General features: G+C 70.7%; 5 protein-coding genes. 1 reads left to right on the top strand and 4 read right to left on the bottom strand.

The features are described from left to right. A partial coding sequence (locus CCL05_RS18800; RefSeq protein WP_107400480.1) for an ion channel protein occupies positions 1-1023 on the bottom strand: 1023 nt, incomplete at its 3' end. 56 nt (positions 1024-1079) lie between these two features. Next, a complete protein-coding gene (locus tag CCL05_RS18805) occupies positions 1080-1445 on the bottom strand; it encodes a YbjQ family protein (RefSeq protein WP_010044286.1) in 366 nt (121 codons plus the stop codon). Positions 1446-1580: 135 nt separating this feature from the next. Here CCL05_RS18805 and CCL05_RS18810 point away from each other — a divergent pair, with 135 nt between their 5' ends. Beyond that, the gene (locus tag CCL05_RS18810) at positions 1581-2432 is read left to right on the top strand and encodes a DedA family protein (protein WP_086561658.1); all 852 of its coding nucleotides are present in this window, start codon (positions 1581-1583) and stop codon (positions 2430-2432) included. A gap of 115 nt (positions 2433-2547) precedes the next feature. Here CCL05_RS18810 and CCL05_RS18815 read toward each other — a convergent pair whose 3' ends face one another. Both CCL05_RS18815 and CCL05_RS18820 read right to left on the bottom strand, forming a co-directional pair. Beyond that, positions 2548-4245: a threonine/serine exporter family protein gene (locus CCL05_RS18815; protein ID WP_086561659.1), complete on the bottom strand. Its 1698-nt coding sequence runs from the start codon at positions 4243-4245 to the stop codon at positions 2548-2550. A gap of 114 nt (positions 4246-4359) precedes the next feature. Then, positions 4360-4701: inorganic diphosphatase (locus CCL05_RS18820; RefSeq protein WP_086561660.1), on the bottom strand; the 342-nt coding region annotated here is incomplete at its 5' end.

A 4701-nucleotide genomic window follows, 5' to 3' on the forward strand; every position in this document is an offset into this window, starting at 1 on the left:
GCCGCGCTGCTCGTCGCCGCGGAACCCGCAGGACGCGGCGACGAGCAGCGCGGCCAGCTTCACCACCGTCATGACGGCGAACTCCCCGGCCGACCAGCCGTCCGGGTCGTGCGCCAGCTCGGCGACCTCGTCGAGCCCCTTGAACAGCGTCAGATGCCCGCCCAGGGCCGCGAGTCCGCCCAGCACGACCCCGCCGGCCGGGAGCATCAGCATCGGGTGCCGCAGCCGGCGGAAGGCTCCGTGGACGTACGGGAAGGCGCGTACGGCGCACATGCCGAGCAGTGCGCCCGCCGAGGCGACCACGACCACCGCGAGGAGGTCCGACCAGCCCGGGCGGCCGAAGGAGGGCAGGTCCAGGTCGAAACTCGGGTGGTCGACGAGGTCGACGGTCAGGGAGCCGGCCGCGGCGGCGGTCAGCGGCGCGAAGAGGTTGTCCCACAGCAGGCCGCGCGTCTCCTGCCGGACCAGTACCTCGGAGATGACGAGGGCGGCACCCACGGGCGTGCCGAACAGGGCTCCGAGCGTCGCAGCCTCCGCCAGCGCCGGCCAGATCCGGCCCGGCGCCCGGGGGAGGGCCCTGCCGCCCAGCCAGACCGCCAGGCCGACGTTCACGGCGATGATCGGGTTCTCCGGGCCGAGGCTCGGCCCGCCGGCCAGCATCAGCGCTGCCGCCAGCAACAGCCCCGGCAGCACCACGGGCGGCAGGACCGGGGCGTCCAGACCGACGGTGGCCGGATCGGGGCCCGCGTGACCCGGCACCTTCCACACCACCAGTCCGACCGCGACACCGGTCGCGACAAGCATCACGAACATCCACGCCACGGAGTACCGGCCGATGCCCAGTGCGTCCGGCACGGTCTCCCACAGCACGTCCTGGAGCTCCCCGGCGGCGACCTCCACCCCCACCAGGAGCAGGCTGGACACCACGCCGACGGCCACCGCGGGCAGGATCGACGGCAGCAGCACGCGCGCGGGGGTCGACGGAGTGACGGAGGGCGCCTGCTGCTCGGTGTCCTGGACCACGGGCACACGATAAGCGGATCAAACGGAACAAATCGGAAACACGCTCGCGTGGGGCCTCACTCCCGGGCCAGGACCACCGCCGTGCCGTACGCGCACACCTCGGTGCCGACGTCCGCCGCCTCCGTCACGTCGAAGCGGAACGCGAGCACACCGTTGGCTCCACGCGCGCGTGCCTGTTCGACGAGTCGCTCCATGGCCTGGTTGCGGGTCTGCACGAGCGTCTTGGTGAGCCCGCGCAACTCGCCGCCGACCATCGACTTCAATCCGGCGCCGATCTGGCTTCCCAGGTGGCGGGAGCGCACGGTCAGGCCGAAGACCTCGCCGAGCACCTCCTGCACGCGGTGGCCGGGTACGTCGTTCGTGGTGACGACCAGGACGTCGGGCCGGGGGCCCTGTCCGCCGCCGTATTCATCGATGCCCATGGTTCACAGCTTTGACCGGGACCGCGCACAGTGCATCCTGAGTACGCCCATGGAACCTGGGCCATGACGGCTGCGTTGATACTTTGAAGCAGTCAGCCCCCAGCCCGTACCCCCAGCAGCAGGAGCCACATCCCCGTGACCACGCTTGCGCTCGGCCCCGAGTGGCTCAGCCCGGACTACCTGATCTCGACGTTCAGCCTGCCGGGCATCCTGCTCATCGTCTTCGCGGAGTCGGGTCTTTTCGCGTTCCTGCCCGGCGACTCCCTGCTGTTCACGGCGGGCCTCTTCGTCGCCGAGGGCACATACATCAGCCAGCCGCTGTGGCTGGTCTGCACGCTGATCGTGCTCGCCGCCGTCCTCGGCGACCAAGTGGGCTACATGATCGGCAAGTTCCTGGGCCCGAAGCTCTTCAGCCGCCCCAACTCCAAGCTCTTCAAGCAGGAGAACCTGGACAAGGCCCACGAGTTCATGGAGAAGCACGGCCCCAAGGCGATCGTCCTGGCCCGCTTCGTCCCGATCGTGCGCACGTTCGCCCCGATCGTCGCCGGCGCCGGCCGCATGAAGTACCGCACGTTCCTGACGTACAACGTCATCGGCGGCATCGCCTGGGGCACCGGCGTCACCCTCGCGGGCTACTGGCTCGGCCAGATCGAGTTCATCAAGACGAACGTCGAGGTGATCCTCGTCCTGATCGTCCTGCTCTCCGTCGTCCCGATCCTCATCGAGTACCTCCGCGACCGCTCCAAGAAGAAGCGCGCCGCGTCCGAGGCCCCGGCGGTCCGGCCCCAACCCCCCGTCATGGACGACGCGACGACCCAGCTCCGCCGCATCACCCCGCACGACCAGCCCCACCAGCACCCGCAGCAGCCCCCGTACGGCAACCACAACGGCTACGACGACCAGCAGTACTACGGCCAGTACCCCCAGAGCCCCGGTTACGGCCACCAGCAGCAGGGCCGGCAGGGCCCCTACAACGGCGGCTACTGAACCCACCCTCTTGGGGGCGCGGGGAACTGGGCGAACAACCCCCACCGGCCCGCAGCCGCCAACGGACAGGAAGCCCCGAGCCCATAGGCACCCGGCAGCCCATACGCACCCGGCGCTAGAACCCCCTGGTCCGCTTGGCGGCCCGCCGCTTCTCCGCGGACCCGATCCGCAGGAACATCCGCGAGATCTCGGACCCCAGATTCACCCCGATGGCGATCGCCATGGCCAGGGCCACCGCCTTGGACAGTGACACCAGCCCCTCGTCCACCTCGTTCTGCGCGATCGCCAGCAGCCCGAAGTACGTCGCGGAACCCGGCAGCAACGGCCCGATCGCCGCGGTCGTGTACGGCAGCGCCGAGGCGAACTGGTACCGGGACAGCAGCTGCCCGAACAGCCCCACCAGCCCCGCGGCCGCCGCAGTGGACGCCACCGGCGAGATGTCCCCCACGTAGTGCATCGCGCCGTACACGACCCACGCGACACCGCCGTTCAGCGTCACCCACACCACGGTGGATCGTTCCTGCTGGAGCAGCACCGCGAACGCCAGGGACAGCAGCATCGACGCCCCGATCATCATCACCGGGTCGTCGGAGGCCCCGAGCGCCTGGTCGGGGTTGAGCCGCGCCCCCAGCTGCACGCCGAAGTACAGCACCATCAGCACACCCGCGACGATGCCCACGAAGAAGTACATGACCTCCAGCAGACGCGCCGACGCGGTGATGTAGAAGCCGGTCAGCCCGTCCTGCACACCCGCCACCAGCGCCCGCCCGGGCAGCAGCGCGAACAGCCCACCGGTGATCACCGCCGACGCCTTCACGTCGACGTGGGCCAGCGTCAGGGCGATACCGATCGCGGCCGGCGGCGTCGCGGCCACCGTGAACTGGTAGAACTCCGGCAGCCCGCGCCCCGCGCACAGCCACGCCAGCCGGTCGCCGAGCATCGCGCCCAGCGCCGCCGCGACGAACACGATCAGATCACCGCCGACCAGCACGGAGGCCGCACCCGCGAGCAGCCCGCTCGCGCCGGTCAGCGCCCAGCCGGGATAGGGGTGCCGGTTACGGCGGATCTCCGCCAGCCGCCGGTAGGCCTCCTCCAGGGAGACCGCCGTCTCGTCGTCGCTGAGGTCGTCCACCAGCTGGTACACGGCCGCCAGCCGCGTGTAGTCGGTGCCCCGGCGGCGCACGGTCCGCGACGCCGTGACCGGGTCGTCGACGAGCGACGGCTGGTAGGAGATCGCCAGCAGGGTGAAGGTGACGTTGGGCTCGCAGCGGTCCAGGCCGTACGACCGGCAGACGGCGAACATGGCCGCCTCCACGTCCTCGGCGCCCTCACCGCCCGCCAGCAGCAACTCGCCGATACGCAGCGTCAGGTCGAGCACACGCGGCACGGCCGGCCCCGAGTCGTCGCCGCCGCGCTGGCTCGGTTCCGGCGCCGGCCGCTCCGCCACCGGCATGCGCAGCATGGTGCGCATCCGGTCCTGCCAGGGCACGTCCTTGGTGAGGCTGACCTTGGGGATCCCGTTCGGCGGGGTGAACGCTATGGGGGCCTGCTTCGCGCTGTACGTGCTCGGCGGAGTGAACGCCGACCCCTCCGGATCCGCCGCCGGCACCTGCGAGACGTCCAGCCCCTCCGGCAGGGCGAACTCCGACGTCACCTCGGACTCCGTACCGGTCACCTTGGGCACGGCGAGACCCTCGGGGATCGCGAACTCCGACGTCGTCGACATGTCCCCGTCGACGGCGGCCCCGGCCGGAGGCAGGAACGCGCTCCTGGCCTCGTCCGACTTCGGCTTGCGGTCCTCCGCGTCCGTCACTGCCTGGCGCTCCCTGTACGACACGTAAGCCTCAGTACCCCCAGCCTCAGTATGCGCACATACAGGCGAACGGGCCGCACGCGCAGGCGTACGGCCCGTGAGCATCAGCAGGGGTCAGTGACCGCCCTGCTCCTTGAAGCGCTTGTAGGACCGCTCGATCTCGGCCTCGGCGTCCGTACGGCCCACCCAGTTGGCGCCCTCGACCGACTTGCCGGGCTCCAGGTCCTTGTAGACCTCGAAGAAGTGCTGGATCTCCAGGCGGTCGAACTCCGACACGTGGTGGATGTCCCGCAGGTGCTCCACACGCGGGTCGTGCGCCGGCACGCACAGCAGCTTGTCGTCGCCGCCGGCCTCGTCCGTCATCCGGAACATGCCGATCGCACGGCACTGGATGAGGCAGCCGGGGAAGGTCGGCTCGTCCAGGATGACCAGCGCGTCCAGCGGGTCGCCGTCCTC

Source organism: Streptomyces africanus, from assembly GCF_002150735.1.
GTDB classification, from domain to species: Bacteria; Actinomycetota; Actinomycetes; order Streptomycetales; family Streptomycetaceae; genus Streptomyces; species Streptomyces africanus.

What these genes read in the sequence shown, in the direction of transcription:
- CCL05_RS18805 (WP_010044286.1), bottom strand. Translation starts at nt 1,445, where the DNA reads ATGGGCATCGATGAATACGGCGGCGGACAGGGCCCCCGGCCCGACGTC.